Origin of the sequence: Streptomyces sp. NPDC048696 (genome assembly GCF_043198895.1) — a bacterium.
GTDB lineage: Bacteria > Actinomycetota > Actinomycetes > Streptomycetales > Streptomycetaceae > Streptomyces.
In genome coordinates this window covers 37,957-61,142 of record NZ_JBICVJ010000001.1, presented here as the reverse complement: position 1 = coordinate 61,142, position 23,186 = coordinate 37,957, and the positions used below count along the sequence as shown (strand labels likewise).

Here is a 23,186-nt window from a genome sequence, read left to right as displayed (position 1 = left end):
GGAGTGTCCTGATTCACGACACTCCCCTCTTGCCGGATGTGCCGTCCAGGGGCATCGGGGGCGCAGGGTTGTCGGTCGATTCGGATGCGGGGGCGGGCACTTGTGGCTGGCGGAGGCCGGGGCGGCCGGCGCCGAGCAGGGTGGCGGCGATGCCGAGTGCGAGACCCGCGTAGGCGCCCGCGTCGGGGGTCTGGCCGAGGATGGGCCAGGCCAGGACCGCGGCGGTGGGCGGGACGAGGCTGAAGGCGGTGCTGGCGCGGGCGGCTCCGCTGCGGGAGACGGCCTCCAGGATCAGGCGGGTGCCGATCACCGAGTTGACCACCACCAGCCACAGGACGACCAAGCCCGCGCTGTGCCAGTCGGAGACGCCTCCGTCCTCCAGCACGGCCAGCACCGCGAGGGGCGGCACGGCGACGGAGAGCTGGATGGCGGTGGCGGCCTTCAAGTCGACGCCGGTGCAGAACCTCTGCTGGTAGACCGCACTTCCGGCCAGCCCCAAAAGACCGAGGAGGGTGAGCGCGCTGCCGGCGTCGAGCGGTCCGGCCGCAGCGAGCCGGCCAGCGAGCGCGGACACCACTGCGGCGATACCCAGACCGAGGCCGAGGAGTTGCTGCCAGCGCAGGCGGGTGCGGAAGACCAGCGCGGTCAGTGCCGCGGTCACCACTGGATGCAGGCCGAAGACGAGGGCTGAGACGGCCGCCGGGACTCCGGCGGCCAGGCCCGCGTACAGGCCGGCGAAGTGCACGCACTGGCCCAGCAACCCCGCCACGCAGCAGTGCAGCAGGAGCTGACCGCGCGGCCAGGCGGCGCGGCCGGCCCAGGCGATGCACCCGGCCGCCGCGGCAGCCAGCGCGAGGCGGACCGCGGTGAGCACGAAGGGCGAGGCGGCGCCCACACCGAGGGAGCCGATCGGGTAACCCGATGCCGAGGCGAAGACCATCCCCGCGGTGAGCGCGGGTGACAGCGGCTGTGGGTCCTGGCGGGGGCTGCCCCTGTACTCGCGTGACCCCGTCCGCATGGGATGTTCGCCTGCTTCCTTCGTCGCTGATCGCCGCCGGTCACGGGGGCAGGGGAAGAAATCCGGCCGACCGGCGCGTGGTGGGGCGCCGGCCGGCCGGTGTGGTTCTAGATCGAGAGCATGGCCTCGTACGGAGTGCTGGCGGCGGTACCCGCGGCCTCCATGCAGCGCCGCACGAGGTGCGTGACCACCTTGCGGACCACTTCGTGGGCGAGCGGCTTGTTGAAGAGCTCCCCGGGCCAGGCCTGCCGGGAGAACCACTCCAGGCGCGAGGTGAGCGCGCCGCCCAGCGTCAAGACCTGGCCCGGCAGGGCGGTGATGTCCCGGTCGCTGACCTGCCGCATCAGAGCGAGCCCTGGATCGCCGACCGGTACCGAGTGGTTGTGGGCCAGCAGGAGCAGCGTGCCCGGGCGCAGCGCATCGAGGCTGGAGTTCTCCAGCTCGTTGCCCCAGGTGTTCGCCACGATCGCCCCTCCCCGACTGAGGACCTGGTCCGTGTAGCGGCCGGGGGCGGACGCAAGGACGGCGTAGCCGTCGAGTGACCTCTGGGCGTCGGGATAGGAGATGTCGGCGACGGCCACGTCCGGATAGCGGGAGGTCTTCAGGTAGTTGAAGAATTCGCTGCCCATCGCGCCGTCGGAGCCGAGAAGGGTCAGCGCTCCGTTGAGGTTCGGCTTCAGTGATTCGAACGCGGCAATGACCCCGGTGGTGGAGAAGGACGACTTTCCGCCGCAGCCGCCGTTGGCCCGGTTGATGCCCAGGACGTGGGGGGTGTACTGGTAGAGGATGTCGGCGAGTCCGGCGAAGCGGCCGAAGTCTGGGGTGAGTTTGACGGCGCCGTTCATGTCGTTGAGGAGTTCCCCGACACCCGCGAAGACCGGTTCGATGGTGCGCCTGAAGTCCTCGTGCAGCGGGTCCGCGAGGATGGCGGCGATATGTTCGTCGCGCGGGCGGATGACGCACCGGCCCCCGCCGACCCTGCTGTCCAGGAAGCCGGGCGGCAGGCCCTCGAAGTCGCTCACGACACCGTCGGTGAGGGCCTGGTTGATGAGGCGGTTCTTCAGCTGGCTCTCGTTCACGGCCAGCCGCGTCAAAACCGTTGCGGTCTCCTCGTCGCTGGTGTCGAAGGGAACCGTACGGCTGCCGCCGTAGGCGTAGTCGATCCCGTCCTGCTCGTCCCATGCCACCCAGGCATCGGCGTTTTCGAGCGTGAGCTTGGCCCAGCTCGCTCCATTTTCCGACCCGGTGTGCGCGTGCATCGAAAACCATCCCCCTGATGTCGACGTCGGTTTCGCTTCGTATCTGAGTCAGTGCCTCAGCAGCCCGTCGAACTGCTCCCAGCCCGACCACGGGCCGCCGATGGCCGTCTGCCAGCGGTGGTATGGGCAGCCGCTGCTGTTGACGCCGAAGAGTTCGACGCGCCCGTCGGCGTTGGTCTCGGCGGCGATCGAGGTTTAGGAACCGTCCAGTTGCTCCCAGGGCGACCAGAGTCCGCCCAGGACGGTTTGCCACTAGTGGAATACCGCACCGCTGCCGTTGACGCCGAACAGCTCCATGTGCCCGTCCGCGTTGGTCTCGGCGGGCACGGCGCGCCGAGTTGAGATCGGCCGGAATGTCCGGTTCCCCGATTGCGCGAGCAGTTGCCCGCTACCGCTATGGCTGTGCGGCACGGGATACAGGAGCATCGGCCGGGCCGGGAGCAGGCACGGCAGCCGAACATCACGACTACCTGCGGCCCGGGCCAGCGTGGACCTGACGAGGCGACACATCCGCGTGCCATCCGCAGACTTCATGCCGAGCCGAGCCCAGGCCACCGGCCGGACCGCCCCACCCATGCACCGGCTCCCATGCCGGGCGGATATCCAGCCCCCCCACGGGCCATATCGATCCGGGACACCCCGCCAAGGTGAACCCGTCCGGACCCGCCGCCAGTTCCCGTCGAGGACCTGCCGCCCCTCCCGCGGCTTGCGCCCCATCTGCGGCAACGGCGGCAACACCGCCGCCAGGCACAGCCACTGTTCGTCCGTCAGGTCTCCACAAGTAATCCCAAGGTGGCTCCACAGCCTTGATCAACATCTCAAGCACCCCCTCATGCAGAGCTCTTTCCCCCCGTCACCACCGACCGGAGGCGGAAGTAGCGCACCGATACGGTGTGTGCACTGCAGGGAGACAATGCCGGGTGGGAGCGCGGGGCAGGTATCCCCAAGGTTGGGGTATGGCGCCCTGTGGGGTCGGCGTGCTAAGGCGTCGGCTCGGCCAGGTTCGTGCCGCGCCCCAGGTGGCACAAGGTGCGGTCAGGGACCGAGCGCGGCGAGCAGTTCATCGCGACCGCTGACTCCGGTCTTGCGGACAACCGCTTTCAGAGTGCGGTACGTGATCTTCCGTCCGGCTTGTCATCGCTCGATGGTTTGTTGTTGGGGTATCGCCGCCGGTCAGGCGTTCGGGGTTCGCTGGGTTGTGGCATGAGCATGCGCAAGCCGTATCCGGGCGATCTCACCGATGAGCAGTTGGAGCTCGTCGAACCCGTGATCACGGAGTGGAAGGCCCGGCACCCCTCGGTCAGCGGCCACCAGGGCAAATACGCGATCCGGGAAATCGGGAACGCGATCCTCTACCAGAACCGCACCGGCTGCCAGGGGGAGTTCCTGTCACACGACATACCGCCGCCCGGAGCGGTGAAGTACTATTTCTACCTCTGACGCGACGACGGAACCGACCAGACCGTCCATGACTTGCTGCGGTGGCAACTGCGGGAGACGAAGCGGCGATTAGGCACTGCTTCTTGGATCTCCTGACGTGAGTGGGGTGTTGGGCTCAGGCTGGCTGGTATGGGGCGTGGGGATCTGACGAATGCGGAGTGGGCTCGGCTGGAGTCGTTCTTGCCGCGGGGTGGTGCGCGTGGGGGTCGGTGGAGTGATCACCGTCGGGTGATCAACGGGGTGGTGTACCGGGTGCGGACGGGGCTGGCTACCTGTTGTTCTGAGCCTGGGCGCAGCACGCCGGAAGGGCGGCCCTCCCCAGGGCCGCCCTTCCCTGCCAGGTACGCCGCGGGCCCGTCCCCACGGTCTGGCTCACCTGGTGATCAGATGAGGTTGTAGATGTTGTAGCCCCAGCCAATCTTGACGCGGTTGTCGAAGGGGTCGGTGGCGTTGCCGTTGCCGGAGTAGCGCCACAGGGTGCCGTCGTTGCCGCGGGCCACGAGGTCGGTGCGGCCGTCGTTGTCGAGGTCGCCGACGGAGAGGATGCGGTTGTAGGTGTTCCAGCCGCCGCCGATCTTGACGCGGGGGTTGAACGGGTTGTTGCGGTCACCGGTTCCCGTGTACAGCCAGAGCACCCCGGCCTTGTCGCGGGCGACGATGCCCGGCAGGCAGCGATGTCAGTGGCACCGCATACGGTGAAACCATGGATCATCAGCCGTCGTCGGACACATCAGACCAGCCGCCCGCGCAGTCTCCGGACCGTACGGACACGTCCGCCTTCACCATCCACCAGGACCCCGCCAGCCAGGCGATACGCAGATGGGCTCGCGCCAACGGCTACCTCGTCAATGACCGGGGGCGCATCCCGGCCTCCATCCGCCAGGAGTACGAGCAGGAGTGCGCGCCACCACGGTGAACGCCGCCCGGCTGCGGCCCCGGTGGCCTAGGTGCCGATCTGGAACGCGCGGAGCCGGTCGGCGATCTGGAAGGAGTCCAGGCGCAGAAGCCGGATGTCGTTCACCAGCTCGCGCCAGACTTCGAACGTCGTGTCGCTGCGGTACCCGGACAGCTCCAGGTACGCGATGGCCAGGCCGTAGCCGAACAGTTCGGTGCGGGCCGGGAGCGGGCGCAGCAGGACGCACTCCTCCAGGAGCACGGCGGCCCTGCCACTAGGCGTCGGAGACCTGGTCGTGCCGGGGCGGGTCGACCCGGTGCCGTTTGGCCATTCCGGCGAGCACGGAGTAGTCGTTGACGGACAGGTCACCGGGGAGGGTCTCCTCTTGGCGCTCCAGGATCCACCGGTGGTCGATGAAGTACTCGGCAGGCACGCGTCAGGCCGCCTGCGCGGTGCCGCGCGCGGCGGCCGTGGCCGTGGCCAGCCCGCCGAACGTGGCGTCAAAGATGGCCGCGACCTTCCCAGTCACCCGGCGGAACACCTCGGCCCGATCCGCAGGGCCCGCTCGCCCTGCTTTTCCGCGGCCGCGCCACGGCCTGTGCAGGGCCGATCAAAAAGGCCGGGCCCGAGGCGGCCGAGGCCACTGACCGCGCGCCATCCGTGCCGCCCTGGATGAATGCAGCGGATGCTGTGAGGCGCCCATCCGACGTGCCGGGAGGACTCGCCCCACCCGTCGGGAGGGGGGCGGGGCAGAGGACGTACTCGGAAGAGCCCCGGCCATCGCCTGCTGGATCTTGTCGATGTCGAGCCCGCCTCGCCCACTGGTCAGCGGTGCGGTCCTGCCGGGCCGGCTGGGCCGGCAGGACCGCACCGCCGTGGACCGGGTTCTCTCCTCAGCGAGGAAACCAGGGCGTCAAGCGTGGGCGCCGTCCACGTGGCGCCCGGCGACCTCAGCCAACGCCGTCCGCCCGGTAGGACCGGTAGTCGTCGACCGGGAGGTTGGACAGCGGCTGGACCTGGGCACCTGCGGGCACGGTGCAGTTCTTGTCCAGGTAGAGCACGAGGTCGTGGGTGGTGTTGTTCTCGGTGGAGTGCGCCGTGAAGTTCGTGGTGAAGCACTGGTCCGTCGCCGGGTGGTCGACTTCCGCAGCATCGTGGTAGAAGGTCCGGGAGAAGTCGCAGACGCTGTTGGTGGGGCAGGTGAAGGCGTGCGCAGGGGTGGTCAGGGTGAGGGTTCCGGCCGCGGCGAGTGCGGCGGCCGCGGCGACACTGGCGAGGCGCGATCGTGTGGAGCGCATGGCCCTTCCTCCTTGACTGCGGTGGTGGGACGACGGGCGTGGTACCCAGGGGCGTCCCCGGGCTGGCAGTGTCCTGCCGAGCAGCGCATTTGAGACAGACAGTGAACGGGGCGCATAAAGGCGCGCGACGGGCTTCCCCTTCTCGGAGCACGCCCTGCGGCGTCGACTGCGATGTGTGTGATAGTCGCGGTGCAGAAAGTGCCGTTGGGAATGATCACGGTCCGGTAGGCGTCGGGGTGAGCGGGTCGTCCGGCCGCCGCATGCGGACTCGGCGGGGGCGGGGGTTGTCGTCGGCGTCCTGGAGGTCAGCGAGGTCGGCGTGTGCCTGGGCGACGGCTTCGGGGTACGCCTTCTGCTTCTCGTGCTCGGCGAGCGCGCGGTAGATACTTGCGAGACTGGGGGCCTGGCCTTTGCGTTTGCCGATGGGGATGATCAGGTCGGGCTGGATCTGCTCGACGGATTCGCCGCCCGCGCGGCGGCGGAGCACGGTGTGCAGCATGTCCTCGGTGATGATGGTGGCCGACCGCCGTGCTCGCCCTTGCGGGCTGCCTCATCGCTGCTACCCCATCCAGCCCCTGGGCCGCCAGATGGGCAGAAGGAGAAGTTGGTTCGGATGTTCCGTGCCGCACTCACGCCGGTTCTTGAGGGTTAGCGTGCGTACCGGGTGGATCGGGGGGTGCCGGATCTATCCCCTCTGGGTGTGGACCTCCTGGCCGCTCGGGGTGTCCCACCGTGCACGTTGTGACGACTTGGGCGCGGATCCGTGTCGGGCGCGCCGGTGCTCCGCACAACACCCCCTCGTCCACCACCCTCCGGTACCGGCCCAGCGAGCCGGTACCTGCTGCTGGCGAAGGGCACAGAACACCCGGAACAAGGTGACGTGATCTGTCACCTTTGGCGTGGACGATGAACGACATGAGTAAGGACATCTCCCGCCAGGACGTTACCCAGAAGGCTGCCCAGGAGGGCCCGCTCACGGGCCGGATCGTGCTCGTGGCCGGGGCCACGCGCGGTGCCGGGCGTGCCCAGGCCGTCGAGCTCGGCCGCGCCGGGGCCACCGTCTACGTCACCGGACGCACCACCCGTATGCAGGCGAGCGAGGTCGGCCGTACTACGGAGACCATCGAGGAGACCGCGGAACTCGTCACCGCGGCCGGCGGCACGGGCATCGCCGTCCCCACCGACCACCTCGACGAGAGCCAAGTCCGCGCCCTCGTCCGGAAGATCGACCAGGAGCAGGGCCGGCTCGACGTCCTGGTCAACGACCTCTGGGGCGGCGAGCACCTCCTCGCCGCCTCGGTATTCGGCAAGAAGAGCTGGGAAACCCCGCTCGCCGACGGCCTGCGCATCCTGGACCTCGGAGCCCGCTCGCACGTGATCACGGCGGCGCTCCTGCTGCCGCTCCTGATTCGCTCGGACGCCCCGCTGCACGTGGAGGTCACCGACGGCACCGCGGTCTTCAACCGCCGCTACCGCGAGAACATGTACTACGACCTCGCCAAGAACGCCCCTATCCGGCTCGCTTTCGGGTTGGGCCAGGAGCTCGCGGAGTACGGGGGTACGGCGGTCGCCGTCTCACCGGGGTTTCTGCGCTCGGAACAGATGCTCGCCCACTTCGGCGTGACCGAGGAGAACTGGCGCGACGCCATCGCGCAGGAACCGACCTTCGCGATCGCCGAGTCCCCGTACTACCTCGCCCGCACGGTCGCGGCCCTGGCCGCCGACCCGGACCGGGCCGGGCGCTGGAACGGCAAGTCCACCTCCAGCGCGGAACTCGCCAAGGCCTACGGTGTACGGGACGTGGACGGCAGCCAGCCGGACGCCTGGGCGTACATCGAGGATGTCGTCCACGGCCGGAAGGACGCTTCGGCGGACGACTACCGCTGATTCTCCGGTTGCGTCCCGTACAAGGCGGCGAGGGCCAGGGCGCGCTCGCGGAAGCGGGTGCGCAGGTCCGCCGGGGCCAGCACCTCCACGTCCGCGCCCAGGCTGGTCAGCTGGTGGAAAGCGACGTCCTGCGACTCCGTCGGCAGGTCGAGCGTCACCAGACCGGCGGCGTCCGGCCCGCTCGCCCCGGCCAGTGCCTCCTCGACGGCGGCCGCGTCCGCCACGCCGGGCAGTCGGCGCAGACCCTGCTCTGTCAGGCGCACGGTGACGGTCGTGCGCAACAGCGTCCGGGCGAACCCGGCCGCGTGGGTTTCCCAGTACGTGGCGAGGTCGAAAGCCGCATCGCGTACGAACGGTTCCTCCGTGGCTGGAGTGAGTGCTGTGACGCGGTCGACGCGGTAGGTACGCCAGGCCCCGCCGCGGTCCGCGCCCTCGCCCGGGATCCGGCCCACGAGGTACCAGACGCCCGCCTTCAGGACGAGCCCGTACGGCTCCATCACACGGGAGACCGTGGAAGGCTGCGCGCTGTCGCGGCCCGGCCGCGCGTAGGACAGCTCGACGGTGCGGTCGGACCACACGGCGCGGGCCAGCTCCGGCAGCAGCTGCGGCGTGGACGGCTCCCGGAACCAGGCGGGCGCATCGAGGTGGAACCGGCGTACTGACGACTCGGCCGCCGCCCGCACCGACGGGAGGAGACTGGCCGTCAGCTTCAGACGTGCGGCATCCGCCGCGTCCGACAACCCCAGGTCCTGTAGGGCCGTAGGCAGACCGGACAGGAACAACGTCTCCGCCTCGGTGGGGTGCAGCGTGGTGAGCCGGGTCCGGTAACCCGGCTCCAGGGAGTAGCCGCCCACTCGGCCGCGCTCGGACCGGACCGGAATGCCGGCCTCCTGCAACGCCTGGACATCGCGGATCACGGTGCGCTCGGAGACGTCCAGCTCGCGGGCGAGCGAGGCGGCGGTCAGGCCGGGGTTCAACTGGAGGAGGAGGGCCATACGAATCAGCCGGGCAGCGCGCATGGTCCAATGATCGGTGACCCGGTGACCCGGCCTCGTGGCAGAACCAGGGGCATACTCCAAGGCGGTGCGGTCGAGCCCGTCGCTCCCAGACGATGCCATACAGCGCGTACTCGGACATCGCGAGAGCTGCCACGCAGGCCTGGGCTCAACCTTGGCACCGCCGCCGGCAGCTACGCCCTCACCAATCTGCCGTCCAGCGGTGCCACGTACAACGTCTCCAACGAGGCCGGTGGCGCGGCCCAGTGTCAGGGCAACACAACCGGCTCCTCGGCGGGCCTGGCCGACTGGCACCCGGACTGGGCCAACGAGCAGTGGAGCGTCAAGGACGCCGGAAACGGGCCGCTGGAGCATCGGCGTGCCCGGGACGAACAACGTCCTCGACCGCGACAAGAGCGTCGGCAGCGTCGGCTCGTGGAACTACGTCGGCGCCGACATCCAGCAGTGGACGCTGCGGAACGTTGGCGGCCAGTCCTGGCTGGTCCACAACGCCTCCAACAACGGCAACGACTGCCTGCACCGCCGCGCCGACCTCGGCATCGACGTCCAGCCGTGCAACTCCGGCGACGCCGCACAGCGCTGGCGCTTCGACACCGCACCCGGTGTCACCAGCGGCGGCACCGTCAACGGTGGCGGGTCGACCGGAAGCGGGTCGACGGGCAGTGGCCCGTCCGGCAGCCGTGGCGTCCACGGAAACAACCACACGAACGAGAACGGTGTCGGCGACGTCAGCCCCGGCGGACTCGGCGACATCATCGGCGCCATCGACAAGGTCTTCGCCGCGTTCAGCGACTCAAGCAAGTACGAGGGCTTCGTCAACTCCGCCCTCGACGGGGCCGACCAGGCCGCGAACGGCAAGTACAACATCGTGGCCATCTACAACGTCCCGGACTTCCGCGCGAAGAACATCCTGACCCCCAACCACCTGGTGGGTGGTCCCGGGGTGGACAACGTCTCGTACTGCAAGGCCAGCCCGGTCCACGACTGGAGCTACCAGGTCTCCGTGTTCGACCACGGAACGGCCGACTTCGAGGGGACCATCTACCCCGACGGCGGCAGCAGTCCCGATAAGACGCCCGACATCACCCAGGGCCCGGGATTCATGAATGCATCGAGCTCCTGGGGCGGCTTCCTCGGAACAGTCAGCTCCTATGACGACAAAACCGTCACTTTCGCCAGCCGGCAGTCCCAGATTCTCGGGGGGGGGGGGGGGGGGGAACTCGAAGCTCGCGGCCGGCCAACAGCTGAACAAGGGCCAGAGCATCGTCTCCTCCAACGGCCACACCCTGGCCATGCAGAACGACGGGAACCCGGTGGAGTACTCGGACGCGAACCAGATCAACGCGATCCGCGCCACCGGCACCAACAAACAGATCGACAGGGACACCACGAACCGCACGCCCGGTGACCACCTCGTCATGCAGTGGGACGGCAACCTGGTGCTGTACAGCGAAAATAACTAACCGCTGTGGTCCACCGGCACCTTCAACAACCAGGGCGCCTGGGTCCAGATCCAGGACGATGGCAACCTGGTGATACACAAGGCGGACAACAACGTCCTGTGGTCGGCCGACACGAACGGCTGGCCGCAGGCCTTGCGCTCATTGACGATCCGCGAATAAGCGACGCCCCGACCGCGGTGTGTGCCCCCTGGCCCATCCAGGGGGCACACCCATGCCGCACGCCATCTGGGCGGGGTGAGTTTGCCGTTGCGAGCCACCGCCAGCCAGGAGGGGTGACATAGACCTCTGCATCCACATCGCACACCGGCTCGTTCAAAGCCCGCGGCGCGCACAACTTCCTCCAGGCCCACCGCGATGCCGGCACCCTCCCGCAGGTGGGGGTGACCATCGCGTCGGACGGCAACGCGGGTCTTGCATGCGCGTGGGGGGGCGCGCCAGCAGGGCGTACCGGCCACGGTGTTCCTGCCCGAGACCGCCCCGGCCGTGAAGGCCGCGTGGCTGCGCGGCTACGGCGCAGACGTCCGCCTGGTCGGCCAGGAGTACGCGGAAGCGCTCGCCGGTGCGAGGAGTTCGCCGCCGCCACCGGTGCGCTCGCCTCCCACGCCTACGACCACCCCTTGATCGCGGCCGGGGCGGGCACGCTGCTGGAGGAGATCCGCGCCCAGATCCCGGACCTGGAGACGGTGGTGGTCGCGGTCGGCGGCGGCTTGTTCGCCGGAGTGGCCGCCGCCCTACACCACGGCATCCGCGTCGTCGCGGCCGAGCCGGAGAACTGCCGGGCGCTGAACGCCGCGATCCGGGCATGCCGTCTGGTCGACGTGCCGGTCGACTCGGTCGCGGCCGACTCGCTCGGCGCCCGCGCGCCTCGGCCATGGCGCTCGCGTAGCCCAGCAGGACCGGGTGCATTCGGTCCTGGTGAGCGATGAGGAGATCGTGCGGGCCCGCAGGGCCCTGTGGGACCACCGCCGTCTCGCCGTCGAACACGGCGCCGCCACCGCGCTGGCCGCACTCACCTGCCCCGACCAGCACGTACCCGACCGGGATCTGGCGGCCGCCACCACATGGCACAGCTACCGGCCGGGCAACGGGGAGAAGGTCGCGGTGGTGCTGTGCGACGCGAACACCGACGCACTGTCGCTGATGGATCCCGCCCCGAACGCCTGAACATCCGTACCGCCCCGGGGATCGAGCGCTCCCGGAGCGGTACGGATTTCGGGCTGGTGGTGCGGAGAGACGTCGGGAGCTCGTAGAGAAAGAGGCGGTGGCGTCGTCGGCGGGCCGATCGCTTTGGGCCGGGTACGGCGGAGTATCTGGTGGCACTACCCGTGCTGGACCTGTGAGCCGCTTTGGGCGTGGCCCACATCCGGCGGCCTGGGCGGCTGCCCATGCCCGGTGCGCGGCGCAGCCCACCACCGAGCGGCCGGTCAGTCGAGGATGCCGAGTTCGCGGTCTGGTCGGCAGAAGCCGCACGCGTCGATTCCCTCGGCGAGCGCCAGCTGGGCCTGCTGTCGGCTGACCGCCTCGCGGCGCTTGCCCAGTATGAAGTAGTCGCCGGCGCCAGGCCCTGTTCGCAGCTCGGGAGGCGGCCAAGAGGCGGTACCGCGAGGAGAAGCCGAAGCACCGGCGGCAGTTGGTGGAGCGGGATGGCCGCGATCCCTTCGGGCTTGCTCGGCGAGCAGTTACGCATATGCCGGAGCCATCCACCGTGCTGTCTCATTCGGGCTGGTGCGGGTCTGAACGCACGAGGTGGTGGGAGCCGGTGGCGACTGTTCTCGGCCATTTTGTCGCAGAGGTGGCCTCGGTAACTACGGCCATGTGTACGGTCGTTGACCGCTGCCGTGCCCCACCGAGGGCAACACGGCCCACGGGAGTCGCACGGCGCAAGGGGGAAACATCTTGCGAATACAGATCGTCAGAGGTCTCACCGTCTCCACGCTGGCGGCCGGACTGCTTGTACCAGCCGCAGCGTCGTCGCAGGCTGCTGTGTCTCAGCCGGCCGCCCCGGCACTGATCCAGGCCGACATCGTCCCGGTGGCCGTCAAGACCGCCTCGTCGGCCACCACCGCGGGGGTGGTGGCGACGCCGCAGTCGAACGCCACCTGCACGATCAACATGATCTCGATCAACCGGTTCAGCGAATGCGAATGGGTCACCCTCCGCCTCGAGGTCATCCGTGTCATCAACGGCGTCCCCCGACTGGTCGGCACGGCCACATTCACCGCCCGTCACACGATGACGCTGCACTCGAAGTCGGCGAACTGGGACGAGAAGTTCCAGCTCTCCAAAGCCAGCACCACCGGCGAAGGCAAGGGCATCACCGTCACCGTCACCGCCACGGCCGGGAACGGCACCAGCGCGAAGACGCACTACAGCCCGCACCTGCTCGACACAGGCTCCGCTGGCAGCGTCACCTACACGACCGGGCCCATGCGCAAGGGCCGCATCAACAACAAGACCCAGACCAGGTACGCGTTCGCGTACACCAAACCGGGCTATGTCCCCGGCTCGACCAACTACCCCTCGGCGACCTGGCGGTGTGACAACTACTACGGCACCTCCGGCTGCGCCATGACCGACCAGCCGACCGCGGTATCGATGGTGGGCATCCCGTGGATCGACGACGGGATCCGCACGCTCCGCGCCCGCGGCGGCCACTACGGCGACCCGAACGGCGGCAAGCCCCTGCACTGGATGATCAACACCAAGCAGAAGAACGACAACCGCAGGGCGGTCTGCGGGGGCCGCACCGCGCCGCCGGACATGAAGAAGGTGGGGCGCACGTACTGCGACGAGTACCCGTTCGCCTCCACCTACGAGGGCGGCACGAAGCTGCCGGCTTCGCAGCGTGAGACCACCTGGGTGAGCCCGAACGAGAACAACACCCAGGGCGCCCGCATCACCAACTGGCGCCGTCCGATGCACGTCATGGACCACGACGCGTTCTACGTCGTCGCCTGACCCCTGACAGGCTGGACCGAACGGCACCACCGGGCACCCCCGAGAACCGGGGGTGCCCTCCCGCGTGAGGAAACCACCGTGATCATCGCTGAGACCACCCTGACGCCGGAGACCGGCGAGTACGGCTACCTCCTCGCACTCGGCGAGGAATACGAATGGCCGCCCCAGTGGCCATACGGCTGGCGGTGCGGGCCCATCGGGAGCGACACGGCGCACATCCTCACCGACACCGATACCGCCACCATCACCATCACCGTCCAGACCCACGACGAGCCGCCCCCACCCGAGACCGGCACCGGCTGGGGTCCCGCAGAAGAAATCAGCCTGCACGCCACCGCAGACACCCCCGTCATCTATATCCTCCACAGCGGAGACTTCGAGGAGGCCGAACCCGACGACGGCCCGCTCGCACTGCCCACCGACCAGGTACCGGTATGGATCCGGATGCGCCTGTACTGCCACACCGCAGACCCCGAACCCGGCATCGGCGACCGTGACGAGCGCCACCTCATCCAGCTGTGGGCCGCTCCGCAGAAGCCGCCAGTGCACCCGGAGCTGACCGAAGCCGATCGCACGTTGCGCCGCTCCTACAAGGAGGACTTCGACCAGAGCGCCGCCGCCTGGCGGCAATAACGTGCGTCGACGGGCCCTGCACCCGGAACTTGTTGTCCGCGAAAATTTTGCGACACCCGGCGATCGAACAAGGTCCTGGGTGCCACCCGGCGCCGAAGAGCACGAAACGCCGTCGGCCGTCACGGCTGACAGCAGGCGCGCTCAGTCCAGTGACTGGTGCGTTACGGTTCCGCTGGAGGGGGTTTTGTGGAAGACAATGACCTGCTGGTGACCGCCGTGCTGTCACGCTGGCGACTGACTGTGAAGAGCATCGAGGCGGGCTTCGACCGCTCCTTTCCCATTGGGACGAGCGGTACACGGCCGCCACGGCACCGATGGGGAACCCGGATACATCCGTTCGGCGCGATGGCCGCTGGTGGCAAGACCGCTATCCACTCCGAGTTACCGGTGAGCCTGGTCAGGAACTTTCCCCGCTCTGGTCGCCACCACCGACCCACCTTGACGAGGATTGACGAGATCGCTCACCGAATGTGATCCGGCCTGCGCTGCGGATCACCGCGCGGGATGAAGACGGCGAGGAGAGTTGAGTCTCACCGGATGACGGCGCGCCTCTAAAACACCCGCTGGCCAACCACGGGGTTCTGACCATGCCGACGGATCTGCAGGGCCAGCAGGGCTGCCTTCACTGGAGGGGCTCGTCGGGGCCGACCCACGGAACCCACGGTAGGGCCTCCCGCCAACCCGGGCGCCCCACGGCCCAGTCCTGGAGCACGCGGGCCACGGTTTCATGGCCACGCTGATCGAAGGGTCCGTCCACCCGCGCCTGGAAGTGGAGGTCTGGTCCGCCTTCCCGGAACTCCACCTGACAGGTCATGTCATCGTTGAGACAAACCTGCATGTAGTGCTGGCCCTCGGGTTGCGAGTCCAGCCGCTCCACGACAACGAAGCGGTGCCGCAGGTTCATCTCACTGAGCAGATCGAACAGCGCGTCCTCAGAAGGGTCGTCCTGACATTCTCCGCTCCACGACCTTGCTCGCAGCACCGGCTTCACCATGGGACGACCCTATCGACGTTGATCCACTTCCGATACGCGCCCTGGCGGCAGCGTCGTGAGCAGGCAGGAAGGCGGACCGGCGCCTATGTGTGCCCGCCCGCGCCGGGAACGTGGAGTGCTGCGTCGTAGTTGCCGATCCGATCGGCCAGACCACGCGGACTCACCCCCTTCGCATTCGCTTGCTCGGGATCGGCTCCGGCCGCCAGCAGCATCCGCAGCGTTGCCGGATCACCCCGGTAGTCGAACACCGCGTCGAAGAGAGCTGTGTTGCCGTGACGGTCGGTCGCGTCCACCGTCGCGCTCGCCGCCAGGAGCAGCTCGGCGGCAAGCGCGCTCTGGCCCGACCGGCTGATGACCATCAGCGCCGACGGACACCGCTGGGCCGCCACCCACGTCGACATCGGCAACCCCCACGCCGTCGTCTTCACCCAGCACCCCAGCACCCCAGCACCCCAGCACCCCAGCGACGCGGGCCCCCTGTATGGATCTTGAACCGGGAACACCCCTGGTCTCGTTGGTGGCTGTATAAGGAGCGCGCGTGCCGCGTGCGCCTTCTGTACGCTCCCGCACGCTGTGTCACCTGTATGGCTGAAATCTCTCCATGTGCAGGACACTCAGCAAGATGCTCCTGGTCTCAGGAGACGCCCCGGAGCCCAACTTTTCTGAGAGCCGTCGACCAGCTCCACGACAACGTCACGTACAGCCTTCTGATACTGCTCCAGCCACCCCGCCGACGCCTCCGGGCGGGGTCCGCCGCGCACCCCGATCACTCGGCCGCTGCCGTACAGGCAAACGTGGCCCCCCATCCAGCCCAGCTCTGGAGCAGGAACTGGCCACGCCAGGCGGGGACAGGGGGGGCACGGTGCTGACGTTCTGCACATCCGGAAGAGGAGAAGCATGTGATCACCTACAGGTCCCTGCGGAGCACGGCGCTCGCCGCAACCGTCGCCGTCAGCGCACTGGCCATCCCCCTGGCAACCGCCTCACCCGCCTCAGCCCTGATCGACCTTACGAGGTCACTGAACCTCCGCAATATTCTCAACGGGCCGATCCAGCTGAACGTCCTGGCCAACGTCACAAACCAGGGTTCCCTCTTCGGGCGCACCGAGAACTTCCAGGCAACTGTCGCCGCAGGGGGCGTGGATATCGGTGCCGGCACAGCCAGCATCCCCGTCTCCAATGGCTTTATCGGACAGGAGACGTTCACCGTCCCGATCACCCTCAACGCCGGTCACCTGGCCAACGGGGAAAAGGTCCAGGTCACGGTCAACGACACTGAAACAGTCAACGGCATCCCGGACGAGGACACCGCAGAGACCCGGACGCTCACCTGCCATTCCCAGCAAGGCGGCGGCATCCTGTGTGAATAGGCGCGTATCCAGCGGCCCGTTGCGTCCTGTCCGCCGCGCTGGCCACTGGTGTCTCCCCGTTCTGGCTTCCCTGCGACAGGCTGCTACAGCCCGGCAGCTGCCTCGTCGGTGGCGACGGTGTGCGGGGGCGCAGGCCCTGGTCGTCGTTCACGACCCCGCGTCCGAAAGCGCAGTCAGTCCAGGCCGTCGTCATCGTCGAGCTCGGGGGCGTCCGGGTCGCGCAGCGGCCGCAGGCCCTGGCGCGGGGTGGAGGGGGGTGAAGCTGTAGCGGCCCAGGACGTTCAGGTTCTTGAACTTCAGCGGGGACAGGCGAGCGACATCCTCATCGCTGATCTCGTGGCCCTCGGCGCGCAGTTGGGTGACCGCGGCGTCGATGTAGCGGCGTCACCCTGCACGTGTCCAGCGCGGCCGGCAGCTGGGTACGCAGGAACTCCCACAAGGGAGCCACTACGAGAGGCAGTCCGTCGGCACCGCGGCGTCGGTGCTCGGCCTGGGGGATCCGCACCAGCCACGTGTAGTAGGTGCCCGCGTCGGTGCCGTCTCACTGACGTTCCGGCGTGTTGTGTCCCCTCATGAGGGACAGAACTCCACCGTGGACGCTCCTGCGGACCGCTCCGCGCATTGCCTTGCCGAATGTCGGTCTGGCTGACGTTTCGTCCGGCAAAACGTTAGCCAGACCGACATTCCTTCAGCGATGTGACTCCTCAGTGGGTGTTCTGCGAGTGCCAGGCGGAGTCGTAGTGCTTGTGCCGACGGGCACTCGAATTATGGAGGTATCCCGTCGTCTGAGTGTTGCTCCCGACACGGTCCGCACCTGGCGGAGGCGGTTCATCGAACGCGGACTGGACGGCCTGTCCGACGAGCTGCGGCCCGGCGTCCCCAGGAAGATCACCGATGCCGACGTCGCACGGGTCATCGTCAAGACACTGGAGGAGAAACCCAAGAACGCCACCCACTGGTCGACCAGGCCGATGGCGGCGGCCACGGGCATGTCGCAGTCGACCGTCTCCCGGATCTGGCGGGCGTTCGCTCTCGCCCCGCACCGGTCACAGACGTTCAAACTGTCCACCGACCCGCTGTTCATCGACAAGGTCCGTGACGTGGTGGGGCTCCACCTCGAATCGCCGGAGAAAGCCCTTGTCCGGTGTGTGGACGAGAAGTCGCAGATCCAGGCTCTCGACCGGTCCCAGCCCGTCCTGCCGATGATGCCCGGCGTTCCCGAACGCCGCAGCCACGACTACGTCCGCGCGGGAACCACCACACTCTTCGCGGCCGTGGAAGTCGCCACCGGCAAAGTGATCGGCTCCCTCCACCGACGCCACCGGGCCGTCGAGTTCAAGAAGCTCCTCGCCAAGCTCGACCAGGAAGCCCCCGCCGGCCTGCACATCCACCTCATCCTCGACAACTACGTCACGCACAAGACGCCGGCCGTCAAGAAGTGGCTGCTGGCACACCCACGATTCCATCTGCACTTCACCCCCACCAGCTCGTCCTGGCTCAACCGCGTGGAGCGGTGGTTTGCCGAGCTGACGCAGAAGAAACTCAAACGCGGTGTCCACCGGTCCGTCCAGGTCCTGGAACGAGACATCCGGACCTGGCTCGCCGAATGGAACGACAACCCACGTCCCTTCGTCTGGTCGAAGACCGCCGACGACATCCTCGACAAAGCCACCGCACACTGCCGACGAATCTCTGACTCAGGTCGCTAAGGCTTGTCCCGCAAACTGCCTGCTCAGGGCCTGATGGCATGATCGGGGCATGATCAGTGAACCCGGCCGTCCGGGCGCGAAGAGGTATGTCCTGTTTGATGTCGATGGCACATTGATCGATGCCGTAGACAATCAGCGCCTGGTCTGGCGCACGTGGGCAGAGCGGTACGGACTGGACCCCGATGAGGTGTACCGAGTGGCGCTGCGGACGAGGCCGACGGAGACGTTCGCGCAGGTTGCCCCGGACCGGGACCCCCAGGAGTGCCTGGCCGCACTGCATGAGCTGGAGGACGAGGACGTCCGGGCCGGCTCATATACGGCCTTCGACGGCGCCTCGGAACTGCTGAACACCTTGGAGCCCGGGGCCTGGGCGCTCGTGACCTCGAACTACGAGCACCGGGTGCGTGGACGTTTCGCACGAACTGGTTTGCCGGTCCCGAAGGTTGTCGTGGATGCGGCCGCCGTGGCGGACGGCAAGCCGTCGCCGGTGCCGTATCTGCAGGGGGCCGCGCAACTCGGTGCCGAACCGGAAGAATGCCTGGTCATCGAGGATGCCCCCTCCGGGGTGCAGTCCGGGCTGCGCGCCGGGATGACGGTGTGGGGCGTCAACACCCCCACGGCAGTCGAAGGCGTGCATCGCCACTTCGGCAGTCTGCGCGAAGCGGTCCGGGACATCCTCGCCTTCGCGTCCGGGGCCCATCCTGACCGGCTGGAGGGCTCAACCACAGTGGAATGATCTTGCTGTGGCTGGTGTGATCACGGCGTCGGGGCCGTCCTGGATAACCCCGTTCACCGGGCTGAGCCCGCGCTGTTTCGGCAAGTTGGTGACCGCACTGCGCCGCGAAGGCGCGCTGAGGTGCGGCGCGGCCGACCGTGGGGGCTGCCCCTGGAGGACCGGGTGCTGCTGGTCGCGGCGTACTGGCGGACCAACCTGACGCTGCGCCAGCTCGCCCCGCTCTTCGGTGTCTCCAAGTCCGCGGCCGACCGCATTATCAACCACCTCGGGCCTCTGCTCGCGCTCCGGCCCCGCTGGCAGTTTCGCAAGGACACGGTGCTCATCGTGGACGGCACCCTGGTGCCCACGCGCGACCACACGGTGGCCGAGCAGTCGAAGGACTACCGGTATTCCACCAACCACCAGGTCGTCATAGACGCCGACAGCCGCCTGGTCGTCGTGGTCGGTCGGCTGCTTCCCGGCAACCGCAACGACTGCAAGGCGTGGGAGGAAGCCGGGGCCAAGGCCGCCGTCGGCAACACCATGACGATCGCTGACGGCGGCTATCCAGGGACCGGCCTGGTCATGCCGCATCGGCGTCGCAAGGGCGAGGAGTTGCCGGACTGGAAGCAGGCGCACAACAAGTCCCCCAAGCAGGTCCGCGCCCGCGTCGAGCACACCTTCGCCCGTATGAAGAGCTGGAAGATCCTGCGCGACTGCCGCCTCAAGGGCGACGGGGTCCACCACGCCATGCTCGGTATCGCCCGTCTCCACAACCGGACCACACCGACCAGGCTCGTCCTCAGGTCATCACCAGGGCCCGCTCTAGCCGTTGAGGATCGTCACGCTCCACACGTAGGTGTTGGAGGGGAAGTCGCGCTCGTTAGGCCGCGTACCGGTCGGCCCGAGGCCGATGGCGCCGAGGTCAGTGATGAAGGTCCCGTGGTTCCAGTCGGCCGTGATCCTGTAGACGCCTCCCTGGTTGACGTTCCACCCGCCAGGGCTGCCCGCGTAGCAGAAGTTCCCATGCGTGGTCCAGACTTCCAGGCCGTGGCTCATGGGGTAGCTGCTGGTCTGGGTGGGGCACGTGGTGGGGCCGATGGCGCTGGCCGGCGTGGCGATCGCCACGCCGCTGGCCAGGATGCCGCCGATGAGGGCTACGGCCGAGAGCTTCCTGCGCACTATCACGATCATCTCCTGTGCCTTGCGGTGGCCCCGATCCCATGTCGGTGATCGAGGTGGTCCGAGTCCTGCCGCCCTGGCCTGACCCGCCTTCCAGCCCCCGTTCCCGGCCTTGGTACCAACGGAACAGCCAGTATCGGTGAGAACGATCATGGTCCGTTGGCACACCGGCTACCCGGCCCAGTTCTCCCGAAGCTACGGCGAAGTTCCATGGAGCGCTGCGTAACCGGGATAGTGGGGTGTTTCCGCGGCTCGCAGGCGTACTCGAACTCGCGGCCTGCGGAAACACCCCACGAACGAGCAGAGGCGCCGGGCTGTGCGCCGGGCACGACCTGATCCCTCGAAGACGCGATCAGCCACACAATCTGATCGCCGATGGGACGCGCACCCGGCGCAGGGCGGGCATCGTCACGTGTTGACGTCGATCCGGCTGATGCAGCTGCCGCTGCTCCACCAGCTCCCAGGCGGCATCCCCGACTGGTATTGACTGCCATCGTAGACCAGCGCCACCCACTGGTTTCCGGTGTTGACCCAGTCCACGCCACAGTAATTCACGTAGTGCATGCCATTGCTGGTGACACATCGGTGATTACCAGCGGCGAAATGCACTTCCACGGCGGAGCCGCAGTCGGGGCTGGTGTCGTTGGGCCTGATGACGTGGGGAGCCGGGGCTGCGGGTGCGGAGCTGGCGTGCGCCGCGGTCGGCGCGGCCAGCATCAGACCGCAGCTGGCGACGACTCCCGCCATCAGCTGCGCAGCCTTCTTCATCGTCGCGCGTTTGGGCTTTCCGAGTTGGGACATGGGGTGTCCTTCCCTTTCCGATACGGCATGGTGGAACGGTTGTCTGCGCGGACCTCGACTTGACCAAATCGTCGCGGCCGTTTCCTGTGTCCGTCGGTGCGGTGCCGAGTGGGTCGCACGCGCGCCGTTTGTCCGATGCATGGACTGGGCGGCCCACCGTGACCAGGCCACGCTCCCTGGCAGCGAGCCGCACCGTGGCGTGTACGCATCGTTTCGGTTGCGCGCGCTCCCCGGTAGCTTTCACCACGTACGCGCAAAAGCCCTGATGGGGACGTCAAGTACGCGGGGGGCCAACCTTGATACGGATTCACCTCGGTTCCGAGGGCTTAGGCAGCGTCAGAGTCTGCGCCCTCCCGGACTTCGACGCCGAGCTGACAGCGGCCGGCAGGGTCCACGCCCGCGGCGGACAACGCCAGGGCCCCCTGGTGCAGCTCTATTCGCGCAGCACCTCTCCAGATCTCGCTGACGGCGTCAGCGGCCTGTATCTCTCCCACTTGTTCGCCCGCCGCAGCCCTACGCCCTTCACCAAAGCCCTCGCCGAAGGCGACGAGCGGGCCCACGACGTTCTGACCCGCGTCATCGACCAGCTGCGCGGCACCGCCATCGAGCCGAACCGCTCGCGCATCCGTTCCGCGGTCGCTGCCCGTGCCGTTGGCCTGTCCCAGATCTACGTCGGCAGCGGAGCATCGGCGATGCTCCAGCAACTCGGACACGGAATCCGGCTCCGTCACGGCACCCTGGAATTACCCACCGCCTTCGACGCAGACCTTGAACTCGGCCGAGGTTCCCTTCACATCCAAGCCGTGGCCCACAGCCAACAGGTCACCCTGGCCGAGCCGGCCAGCGATCACCTGACCGTCCGGATTCCCGCCGGACCTGCCCCGCGAACCGAACCGGACCACACGGCAGCACTGCGATCGCTGCTCGGCACCGGCAGAGCGGAAGCACTCGCGAGTATCGTCATGTGCGGAGGAGTCACCGGCCGACAACTGGCCACCCTTCTTGGCGTGTCAAACACCGCAGCCAGCCGGCACGCCGCGGTGCTACGGCGTGCCGGCCTGATTCAGACCCTGCGTAGCGGACAAGCCGTCACGCACGTCGCAACACCCCTCGGCTACCACCTGGCACAGCCGGAAACCACCATGATGGCACTTCCTGAATTCGGTCGTGGGCGCTCGGGATGCTGGTGAAACCTGCTCAATGGATTTCCCCGCCTTTTGTGTGACGGTGAGGGCGCCAGGGCGACCACGGAGCAACAGCACTCGGTCTTCGCCGCACCCACGTTCGACCTCATGATCGTCGACGAAGCACACAGGACGGCCGGGTTCTGGGGCAAGCAGTGGACCATGATCCACGACAATGCCCGCATCCGAGCCGACCGGCGCCTGTACCTGACCGCCACCCCCTACAAGTGGGAGGCGCCGCGTCTGACCGAGGTCCCGGACGAGGACCCGCAGCCCAAGCGCACCGCAGCCACGGCCCCGGCCTGGGAGGCCCCCTCCCTGATCGCGTCGATGGACGACGTCAAGGTCTTCGGTAAACGCCTGCACACCTATTCCCACGCGGATGCGATCGACGACGGCGTCCTGGCCGACTACCAGCTCCTGATCCCCACGGTCACCGACGCCGACCTGCGCACCGTCCTGACCGATCCGGACCTGCGCACCGCGTTCGGCCCCAACGCCCGCCGCACCACAGCACTGCACCTGGCCCTCCGCAAGGCCATGCACGAGCACGACCTGCGCCATGTGATCGTCTACTTCCAGCAGGTCGCGGACGCCGCGGACTTCGCCCGCCAGTTCGCCCACACCCTGCGCACCCTCCCCCCCCCCCCAGAGCAGCGCCCCGCCTGGGCCGACACCCTTCTCGTGCAGTCGATCAACGGCAGCCACACCCCCGACCAGCGCACCCGCATCCTGACCCGCTTCGAACAAGCCGACCACGCCGTGATCACCAACGCCCAAGTCCTGTCCGAGGGTGTCGACTTGCCGGCCGTGGACGGCATTGTCTTCGCCGACCGCACAGCGAGCGTGCGCCGCATCGCCCAGGCCCTGGGCCGCACCCTGCGCAAACCCCCGACCATCGAGACCAAAACGGCCAGCCTGGTCATCCCCGCCTACACCCCACCCACAGCCGACCCCACCGACCTCCTCGGCACCCCCTACGAGGCCCTGTGGCTCATCACCGCAGCCCTGCGCCGCCACGACCAGTCCATCGCCGCCCGCGCCCCCAGGAAGAACACCAAGCAACGCCTGGACCGCGACACCCACCAACTCCTCGCGCGCCGCTTCCGTTTCGACTTCACTCTCGATGCCGACCACATTGCCCGCGCGATGGACCTGCTCGCCTGGCCCGCCACCGGCACCGGCCTCTCCGAACCCCGCCGCGCAGGCCTGGCCGCCGCCATCCGCTACCACAAGGAACACAGCCACCTGCGCGTGCCCACCGACTACGAAGACGCCTACGGCCACCGCCTCGGGCAGCTCATCACCGGCCAGCGCACCGCCCACCACCAAGGCCTCCTCGACCCCGACTGGATCACCGAACT

24 protein-coding genes and 6 pseudogenes are annotated in these 23,186 nt (G+C 68.3%); 15 read left to right on the top strand and 15 right to left on the bottom strand.

The annotated features are described in order from the left end of the window. Positions 1-13: 13 nt before the first annotated feature. From ACGFRG_RS00325 to ACGFRG_RS00315, 3 genes are all read right to left on the bottom strand, one after another. On the bottom strand, positions 14-1,018 hold the full coding sequence (locus tag ACGFRG_RS00325) for a DMT family transporter (protein WP_361430561.1): 1,005 nt from the start codon (positions 1,016-1,018) through the stop codon (positions 14-16). 107 nt (positions 1,019-1,125) lie between these two features. Next, on the bottom strand, positions 1,126-2,277 hold the full coding sequence (locus ACGFRG_RS00320) for a hypothetical protein (protein WP_393259787.1): 1,152 nt from the start codon (positions 2,275-2,277) through the stop codon (positions 1,126-1,128). A gap of 252 nt (positions 2,278-2,529) precedes the next feature. Then, a complete protein-coding gene (locus ACGFRG_RS00315) occupies positions 2,530-3,048 on the bottom strand; it encodes a transposase (RefSeq protein ID WP_393260771.1) in 519 nt (172 codons plus the stop codon). 432 nt (positions 3,049-3,480) lie between these two features. On the opposite strand from ACGFRG_RS00315, the gene ACGFRG_RS00310 reads away from it, so the two are divergent. Then, positions 3,481-3,717, top strand: a complete 237-nt coding sequence (locus ACGFRG_RS00310) for a transposase (RefSeq protein ID WP_393259784.1) — start codon at positions 3,481-3,483, stop codon at positions 3,715-3,717. Between the two features lie 129 nt (positions 3,718-3,846). After that, positions 3,847-3,984: pseudogene (locus ACGFRG_RS00305) on the top strand (transposase); the annotation flags it as partial. 116 nt (positions 3,985-4,100) lie between these two features. On the opposite strand, the gene ACGFRG_RS00300 reads toward ACGFRG_RS00305, so the two are convergent. Next, on the bottom strand, positions 4,101-4,376 hold the full coding sequence (locus tag ACGFRG_RS00300; protein ID WP_361430600.1) for an FG-GAP-like repeat-containing protein: 276 nt from the start codon (positions 4,374-4,376) through the stop codon (positions 4,101-4,103). Between the two features lie 128 nt (positions 4,377-4,504). On the opposite strand from ACGFRG_RS00300, the pseudogene ACGFRG_RS00295 reads away from it, so the two are divergent. Next, positions 4,505-4,633: pseudogene (locus tag ACGFRG_RS00295) on the top strand (histone-like nucleoid-structuring protein Lsr2); the annotation flags it as partial. Between the two features lie 27 nt (positions 4,634-4,660). On the opposite strand, the gene ACGFRG_RS00290 reads toward ACGFRG_RS00295, so the two are convergent. The 4 genes from ACGFRG_RS00290 to ACGFRG_RS00275 form a co-directional block, all read right to left on the bottom strand. After that, positions 4,661-4,873, bottom strand: coding sequence for a hypothetical protein (locus ACGFRG_RS00290; protein ID WP_361430555.1), 213 nt, complete (start codon positions 4,871-4,873; stop codon positions 4,661-4,663). Between the two features lie 13 nt (positions 4,874-4,886). Beyond that, positions 4,887-5,045, bottom strand: coding sequence for a hypothetical protein (locus ACGFRG_RS00285; protein ID WP_361430554.1), 159 nt, complete (start codon positions 5,043-5,045; stop codon positions 4,887-4,889). A 517-nt stretch (positions 5,046-5,562) separates the two neighbouring features. Then, the gene (locus ACGFRG_RS00280) at positions 5,563-5,910 is read right to left on the bottom strand and encodes a hypothetical protein (protein WP_361430553.1); all 348 of its coding nucleotides are present in this window, start codon (positions 5,908-5,910) and stop codon (positions 5,563-5,565) included. A 214-nt stretch (positions 5,911-6,124) separates the two neighbouring features. Continuing rightward, the gene (locus tag ACGFRG_RS00275; RefSeq protein WP_361430552.1) at positions 6,125-6,409 is read right to left on the bottom strand and encodes a hypothetical protein; all 285 of its coding nucleotides are present in this window, start codon (positions 6,407-6,409) and stop codon (positions 6,125-6,127) included. A gap of 416 nt (positions 6,410-6,825) precedes the next feature. Between ACGFRG_RS00275 and ACGFRG_RS00270 the strand changes: the two genes are divergently transcribed. After that, complete coding sequence (locus ACGFRG_RS00270) at positions 6,826-7,797, top strand: SDR family oxidoreductase (RefSeq protein ID WP_393259781.1); 972 nt, start codon at positions 6,826-6,828, stop codon at positions 7,795-7,797. On the opposite strand, the gene ACGFRG_RS00265 is transcribed toward ACGFRG_RS00270, so the two are convergent. After that, complete coding sequence (locus ACGFRG_RS00265; RefSeq protein WP_393259779.1) at positions 7,788-8,816, bottom strand: helix-turn-helix transcriptional regulator; 1,029 nt, start codon at positions 8,814-8,816, stop codon at positions 7,788-7,790. The genes ACGFRG_RS00270 and ACGFRG_RS00265 overlap by 10 nt on opposite strands. 355 nt (positions 8,817-9,171) lie before the next feature. Between ACGFRG_RS00265 and ACGFRG_RS00260 the strand changes: the two genes are divergently transcribed. From ACGFRG_RS00260 to ACGFRG_RS00250, 3 genes and pseudogenes are all read left to right on the top strand, one after another. Continuing rightward, positions 9,172-10,221, top strand: coding sequence for a hypothetical protein (locus ACGFRG_RS00260; RefSeq protein WP_393259777.1), 1,050 nt, complete (start codon positions 9,172-9,174; stop codon positions 10,219-10,221). Positions 10,222-10,629: 408 nt separating this feature from the next. Then, a pseudogene (locus ACGFRG_RS00255) lies at positions 10,630-11,202 on the top strand (pyridoxal-phosphate dependent enzyme); the annotation flags it as partial. Beyond that, on the top strand, positions 11,192-11,440 hold the full coding sequence (locus ACGFRG_RS00250; RefSeq protein WP_393259775.1) for a hypothetical protein: 249 nt from the start codon (positions 11,192-11,194) through the stop codon (positions 11,438-11,440). The pseudogene ACGFRG_RS00255 and the gene ACGFRG_RS00250, both read left to right, overlap by 11 nt. Positions 11,441-11,700: 260 nt before the next feature. On the opposite strand, the gene ACGFRG_RS00245 is transcribed toward ACGFRG_RS00250, so the two are convergent. After that, positions 11,701-11,814: a DUF6233 domain-containing protein gene (locus ACGFRG_RS00245; RefSeq protein WP_393260767.1), complete on the bottom strand. Its 114-nt coding sequence runs from the start codon at positions 11,812-11,814 to the stop codon at positions 11,701-11,703. Positions 11,815-12,172: 358 nt separating this feature from the next. Between ACGFRG_RS00245 and ACGFRG_RS00240 the strand changes: the two genes are divergently transcribed. Continuing rightward, positions 12,173-13,234 carry a NucA/NucB deoxyribonuclease domain-containing protein gene (locus ACGFRG_RS00240; protein WP_393259772.1) on the top strand — a complete coding sequence of 354 codons (1,062 nt, stop codon included), beginning with the start codon at positions 12,173-12,175 and terminating at the stop codon, positions 13,232-13,234. A 78-nt stretch (positions 13,235-13,312) separates the two neighbouring features. Next, positions 13,313-13,867, top strand: a complete 555-nt coding sequence (locus ACGFRG_RS00235; RefSeq protein WP_361430544.1) for a hypothetical protein — start codon at positions 13,313-13,315, stop codon at positions 13,865-13,867. Positions 13,868-14,489: 622 nt separating this feature from the next. Here ACGFRG_RS00235 and ACGFRG_RS00230 read toward each other — a convergent pair. Then, positions 14,490-14,861, bottom strand: a complete 372-nt coding sequence (locus ACGFRG_RS00230) for a hypothetical protein (protein ID WP_361430542.1) — start codon at positions 14,859-14,861, stop codon at positions 14,490-14,492. Between the two features lie 83 nt (positions 14,862-14,944). Further along, complete coding sequence (locus ACGFRG_RS00225) at positions 14,945-15,289, bottom strand: hypothetical protein (protein WP_393259769.1); 345 nt, start codon at positions 15,287-15,289, stop codon at positions 14,945-14,947. 471 nt (positions 15,290-15,760) lie between these two features. Here ACGFRG_RS00225 and ACGFRG_RS00220 point away from each other — a divergent pair, with 471 nt between their 5' ends. Further along, the gene (locus ACGFRG_RS00220; RefSeq protein WP_393259766.1) at positions 15,761-16,231 is read left to right on the top strand and encodes a hypothetical protein; all 471 of its coding nucleotides are present in this window, start codon (positions 15,761-15,763) and stop codon (positions 16,229-16,231) included. Positions 16,232-16,404: 173 nt separating this feature from the next. Here ACGFRG_RS00220 and ACGFRG_RS00215 read toward each other — a convergent pair. Further along, positions 16,405-16,612 (bottom strand): annotated as a pseudogene (locus ACGFRG_RS00215) (Tn3 family transposase); the annotation flags it as partial. Positions 16,613-16,857: 245 nt separating this feature from the next. On the opposite strand from ACGFRG_RS00215, the gene ACGFRG_RS00210 reads away from it, so the two are divergent. The 3 genes and pseudogenes from ACGFRG_RS00210 to ACGFRG_RS00200 form a co-directional block, all read left to right on the top strand. Further along, positions 16,858-17,940, top strand: coding sequence for an IS630 family transposase (locus ACGFRG_RS00210; RefSeq protein ID WP_393260765.1), 1,083 nt, complete (start codon positions 16,858-16,860; stop codon positions 17,938-17,940). A 49-nt stretch (positions 17,941-17,989) separates the two neighbouring features. Further along, the gene (locus ACGFRG_RS00205; RefSeq protein WP_393259763.1) at positions 17,990-18,676 is read left to right on the top strand and encodes an HAD-IA family hydrolase; all 687 of its coding nucleotides are present in this window, start codon (positions 17,990-17,992) and stop codon (positions 18,674-18,676) included. A 7-nt stretch (positions 18,677-18,683) separates the two neighbouring features. Further along, positions 18,684-19,432: pseudogene (locus ACGFRG_RS00200) on the top strand (transposase); the annotation flags it as partial. A gap of 48 nt (positions 19,433-19,480) precedes the next feature. On the opposite strand, the gene ACGFRG_RS00195 reads toward ACGFRG_RS00200, so the two are convergent. Both ACGFRG_RS00195 and ACGFRG_RS00190 read right to left on the bottom strand, forming a co-directional pair. Beyond that, positions 19,481-19,843 (bottom strand): hypothetical protein, encoded by a 363-nt coding sequence (locus tag ACGFRG_RS00195; RefSeq protein WP_393260839.1) that lies wholly within the window; start codon positions 19,841-19,843, stop codon positions 19,481-19,483. Between the two features lie 402 nt (positions 19,844-20,245). After that, entirely contained in the window at positions 20,246-20,638 is a 393-nt protein-coding gene (locus ACGFRG_RS00190; protein ID WP_393259760.1) for a hypothetical protein, read from the bottom strand. Between the two features lie 425 nt (positions 20,639-21,063). Here ACGFRG_RS00190 and ACGFRG_RS00185 point away from each other — a divergent pair, with 425 nt between their 5' ends. Together ACGFRG_RS00185 and ACGFRG_RS00180 are read left to right on the top strand one after the other, a co-directional pair. Continuing rightward, on the top strand, positions 21,064-21,828 hold the full coding sequence (locus ACGFRG_RS00185) for an ArsR family transcriptional regulator (RefSeq protein WP_393259758.1): 765 nt from the start codon (positions 21,064-21,066) through the stop codon (positions 21,826-21,828). 102 nt (positions 21,829-21,930) lie between these two features. Continuing rightward, positions 21,931-23,142 (top strand): annotated as a pseudogene (locus ACGFRG_RS00180) (helicase-related protein); the annotation flags it as partial. Positions 23,143-23,186: the final 44 nt, after the last annotated feature.

What these genes read in the sequence shown, in the direction of transcription:
- ACGFRG_RS00325 (WP_361430561.1), bottom strand. Translation starts at nt 1,018, where the DNA reads ATGCGGACGGGGTCACGCGAGTACAGGGGCAGCCCCCGCCAGGACCCA.
- ACGFRG_RS00320 (WP_393259787.1), bottom strand. Translation starts at nt 2,277, where the DNA reads ATGCACGCGCACACCGGGTCGGAAAATGGAGCGAGCTGGGCCAAGCTC.
- ACGFRG_RS00310 (WP_393259784.1), top strand. Translation starts at nt 3,481, where the DNA reads ATGAGCATGCGCAAGCCGTATCCGGGCGATCTCACCGATGAGCAGTTG.
- ACGFRG_RS00280 (WP_361430553.1), bottom strand. Translation starts at nt 5,910, where the DNA reads ATGCGCTCCACACGATCGCGCCTCGCCAGTGTCGCCGCGGCCGCCGCA.
- ACGFRG_RS00275 (WP_361430552.1), bottom strand. Translation starts at nt 6,409, where the DNA reads ATGCTGCACACCGTGCTCCGCCGCCGCGCGGGCGGCGAATCCGTCGAG.
- ACGFRG_RS00270 (WP_393259781.1), top strand. Translation starts at nt 6,826, where the DNA reads ATGAGTAAGGACATCTCCCGCCAGGACGTTACCCAGAAGGCTGCCCAG.
- ACGFRG_RS00265 (WP_393259779.1), bottom strand. Translation starts at nt 8,816, where the DNA reads ATGCGCGCTGCCCGGCTGATTCGTATGGCCCTCCTCCTCCAGTTGAAC.
- ACGFRG_RS00230 (WP_361430542.1), bottom strand. Translation starts at nt 14,861, where the DNA reads ATGGTGAAGCCGGTGCTGCGAGCAAGGTCGTGGAGCGGAGAATGTCAG.
- ACGFRG_RS00205 (WP_393259763.1), top strand. Translation starts at nt 17,990, where the DNA reads ATGATCAGTGAACCCGGCCGTCCGGGCGCGAAGAGGTATGTCCTGTTT.
- ACGFRG_RS00190 (WP_393259760.1), bottom strand. Translation starts at nt 20,638, where the DNA reads ATGTCCCAACTCGGAAAGCCCAAACGCGCGACGATGAAGAAGGCTGCG.